This is a genomic window from Sphingobium sp. SA916 (assembly GCF_002894065.1).
Lineage (GTDB): Bacteria > Pseudomonadota > Alphaproteobacteria > Sphingomonadales > Sphingomonadaceae > Sphingobium > Sphingobium fuliginis.
The window spans coordinates 1-3667 of sequence record NZ_LXYF01000105.1 but is presented as its reverse complement, the minus strand read 5'-3'; the positions used below and the strand labels follow the sequence as shown (position 1 = coordinate 3667).

Sequence of the window (3667 nt, the reverse complement as noted above, 5' to 3'; positions counted from 1 at the left end):
GCCTGCCGGCAGTCCGCAAAGCCATCCTTGATCGCCTCTCGCGTGCACCGCCAGGCCAATGCCCTCATTGCGGGGGTGCTCTCTCAAGCGCGTCAGTCTCACTTCTGCCAAAGTAGTGCTAGGGCTTTCATGCCGGTCTCCTTGGTTGGATGGCGCCCATCTGGGGCTCGCCCCGCCCGCAACCCATAAGGGCGATCCCTAGGGAACCTTCCCCGGTCACCGGCTTTTGCCGACTGGGCGGCAAGCGTTTGAGGAGACTGACGCCGTGGTGCAAGAGTTACGACCGACGGCCGCCCAGGAAGGCAGTGAAGCGCTCTGTTCCGACGACGACGACGGGCCGCCGCGCGATGCCAGCGAATGGCGGCGGTTCGCGGACGCCCTTCGCAGTAGCGAAGCCCGTCTGAGGGCGGCGACCGAACTGGTGGGCATCGGCATCTACTCGTGGAACCCGGACACCGGATCGCTGGAGTGGGACGAGCGGCTAAGGGCGATGTGGGGCCTGCCTGCCGATACGCCGGTCGACATGACGCTGTTCGAAGCCGGCATTCATCCCGACGATCGCCAGCCGGTCCGCGATGCGATCGCGCGCTGCGTCGATCCCCGTGGCGACGGCAGCTATAATGTCGAATATCGCGTGATCGGGAAAGAAGACGGCATCACGCGCCGCATCGCCACCTCCGGCCGCACCAGCTTCGCCGACGGGCGCGCGGTCGGGTTCATCGGCGCTGCGATCGACGTGACGGCGCAGCGGCGGGCGGAGGCCGCGATCCGCGCGAGCGAGGCGCAATTCCGCAGCTTCGCCGCGCATAGCAGCAACCTGATCTGGATCGGCGATCCGGTTGCCGGCGCGATCATCTACCGGAGCGCCGCCTATGAGCGGATCTGGGGCGTGCCCTGCCAGGAGGCGGCGAGCGACTTCGCCGAATGGATGAAGGACGTGCACCCGGAGGATCGCCCGCAGGTCGGCCACGCCCTCGCCGCCGTGAAGGCTGGAGACGTCGTGCAGTTCGAATACCGGATCGTGCGGCCCCGCGATGGCGCCATGCGCTGGCTTCGGGACACCAGCTTTCCGATTTTCGATGACACGGGCGCTGTGACCCGGATCGGCGGGATCACCGAAGACCTTACCCAGGACGATGTCCGCCATGTCTATGTGGTGAGCGGCAAGGCGGCCGAGGCGCGGAAGCTGAGCGCGCTGGTTCGCGCGCTGGGTTATCGCGGACGGACGTTCGACAGCGGTTCCGCCTTTCTCGACATGGCGCCCGTCCTCTCGCCGGGCTGCGTGCTCCTGGACCTGCGCAAGGGGCGCGACGAGGGGCTGTCCGTGCCACGCGAGCTCAGGGCGCGGGCGATCACGATACCCACCATCGCGCTGGACATGGCGGGTGCGGATGTGACGTGCGCGGTTTCCGCGATGAAGGCGGGCGCCGTCGACTACATCCTTGCCGGAGACGAGGCGTCGATGCGCGCCAGCCTTGCCGGCGCCATTGCGGAGTGCCAGGCTTCGGCGCGGGCGCCAACGCGGGACGAAAACGCCAGCGCCCGCATCGCGCGACTGACGCCCCGCGAACGCGAGGTGCTGGTCGGCCTGGTCGACGGCGGGACCAACAAGATCATCGGCCAGAAGCTCGGCATCAGCCCCCGGACGGTCGAACTGCACCGCGCCCAGGTGATGAATCGGCTGAACGCGAACAGCCTGACCGAACTGCTTCAGCTCGCCCTGGCCGCCGGGATCACGCCGGCGAGCGGCGAGGGCGGTGAACAGCGGGGCGTCACCTAGGCTCAGGACCCGCCAGTAATGGGTCCTGAGCCTGGGCCCGTCTGCGATGGCCAGCTTCGATCTCCATGCCGGCACAGGCCCACCCGACCGGGAAATTCTCACGAAAACGGGCCCGTTCGCCGGCTCGGGCCCCTCGAATGCAACCGATCTATGATCATTCTTCGTGATTGACCGGGCAAGTCTCATTGGTGGCGGTCGCCGGTCGCCGCCAAAATGGGGGAGGTGCACGGCGAAGGAGATCATCATGGCCACGACAGTCAACGAAACGCTCAAGGCTCGCTATGCCGCTTTGCAGGCGGAGCGGGAGAGGAGCTGGCCCCCGGCCCAGCTTGAGGGCAATGCCCGGCAACGCAAGCAGTTGCTGGACCGTTTCGATCCCGCCGCCGTGGCCCAGCCGGGCACCGTGCTGCCGCCTCTGTCCTTCGTGGAGGTGGGGGGCGATACCCTCGGCCTGGACGAACTGACTTCAGGCGGCGCCGCGCTGTTCCTCTTCTTCCGCTATGCCGGTTGTCCGGCCTGCAACATCGCCTTGCCCTATTATGCCGATGCGCTGTTCCCCGGCCTTCGTCAGCGCGGCATTCCGCTCGTGGCGTTGAGCCCGCAACCGCCGTTGCTGCTGCGGGAGGTCAAGACGCGGCACGATCTGCCCTTTCTCGTCGCAACCGACGCGGATAACGCGCTGGCGCGGCTGCTGAACATCAGTTTCCAGCCCGATCACCGTCCCTCGCCGCCGCCGGCCGGCTGGATCGGTGAAGTGACGGGCACGGGCAGTTGGGAACTGCCCCAGCCCGCTTTCCTGCTCGTCGGCGCGGGGCGCGTGCTGCGCTGGTTGCAGGTCAGCCCCGACTGGCTCGACCGCCCCGAAGCGGAAACCGTCCTACACCATGTGGAACAGCATATCGGCTGACGGAACGCCTCGCCTTTCCCATGGCCAATGCGGGAAAGGCGAGGGGACAGCCCGCCTCCTCAGGCGTCATCGATCGATCGGTTCGACAGCCGCAGAACCGGCTCATGCGCCGGCATCGCTCCCCGCCCTGTCCGTCACTCACGCCCTGTCGGACGCATGGCGTTCGGCATAGCGGCGCGCCGCGATCTCGGCGCCTTCGCGCAGCAGCGAGCCAAGCTGCCAGAAGTCGTGCAAATGGCCCGTGCTGCCCGGCTCCGGCTCCCGGCCCCAGCCATGGTCGTGGCGCAGCCGCCCCAGATGCCCGGACGCCAGGATCGCCTCTGGCGAGATCGCTTCGGCCTGCCTCTGGTCCGGACCGACATAGATCGCGTCGGCTTCGCAATGAAGCTCGCACAGGAAACAAGTCTGGCATTGGTCCAGCCGCGCGATCCGGGGCGCGCCATCGGGCCCGGCATCCAGCACATGGGTGGGGCAGGCCGAAACGCATGCCTGGCAGGCGGTGCACCGGTCTTCGAAGATATGGGCGATCATGCGGCGGCTTCCTGCAAGGCGGGGGTTTCGAAACGAGTCCAGACCTTGTCGGTGCCGCCGGTCAGCAGGCGGCTGGCAAGCGCGGCGTCCGTCGCGGGGCGGTCCGCACGCATATGCATGCCCCGGCTCTCGTCGCGTCTATGGGCGGCCGCGGTCACCCAGCGCGCAGCGGCGATCATCGCGGCATGTTCGCGCAGCCCGACCCTGTCCAGCCCCACGCCCTGGCCATGATCGGCCAGCAAGCGCCATGCGCCGTCCAGCGCGTCGCGCGCCCGCGCCAGCTTGGGCGCGCTGCGCCAAAGGGCGTCGTCATAACCGACGGTGGCATGCTGAACGACCGGCAGGACCGCCTTCAGATCGATCGGGCGCGGGGAAGCGGTCGGGCGCAACCCCGCCTGGCCGACGGCCCGCGCCGCCGCGCCCAGACGCCGCCCGTCGCGCTTCGCCCG

3 protein-coding genes and 1 pseudogene are annotated in these 3667 nt (G+C 68.5%); 2 read left to right on the top strand and 2 right to left on the bottom strand.

Annotation, left to right across the window (positions count from 1 at the left end; translation table 11 throughout):
* The first annotated feature begins 265 nt into the window (after positions 1-265).
* Positions 266-1780: a PAS domain-containing protein gene (locus A8G00_RS23895; RefSeq protein ID WP_172451966.1), complete on the top strand. Its 1515-nt coding sequence runs from the start codon at positions 266-268 to the stop codon at positions 1778-1780.
* 244 nt (positions 1781-2024) lie between these two features.
* Complete coding sequence (locus tag A8G00_RS23890; protein WP_103001885.1) at positions 2025-2687, top strand: peroxiredoxin-like family protein; 663 nt, start codon at positions 2025-2027, stop codon at positions 2685-2687.
* A 138-nt stretch (positions 2688-2825) separates the two neighbouring features.
* Here the strand turns inward: A8G00_RS23890 and A8G00_RS23885 are convergent, their stop codons facing one another.
* Positions 2826-3218, bottom strand: coding sequence for a ferredoxin family protein (locus A8G00_RS23885; protein WP_103001884.1), 393 nt, complete (start codon positions 3216-3218; stop codon positions 2826-2828).
* Positions 3215-3667: pseudogene (locus A8G00_RS23880) on the bottom strand (succinate dehydrogenase/fumarate reductase flavoprotein subunit); the annotation flags it as partial. The gene A8G00_RS23885 and the pseudogene A8G00_RS23880, both read right to left, overlap by 4 nt.

Coding starts and splice junctions, on each gene's coding strand:
- A8G00_RS23890 (WP_103001885.1), top strand. CDS start 2,025: ATGGCCACGACAGTCAACGAAACGCTCAAGGCTCGCTATGCCGCTTTG.
- A8G00_RS23885 (WP_103001884.1), bottom strand. CDS start 3,218: ATGATCGCCCATATCTTCGAAGACCGGTGCACCGCCTGCCAGGCATGC.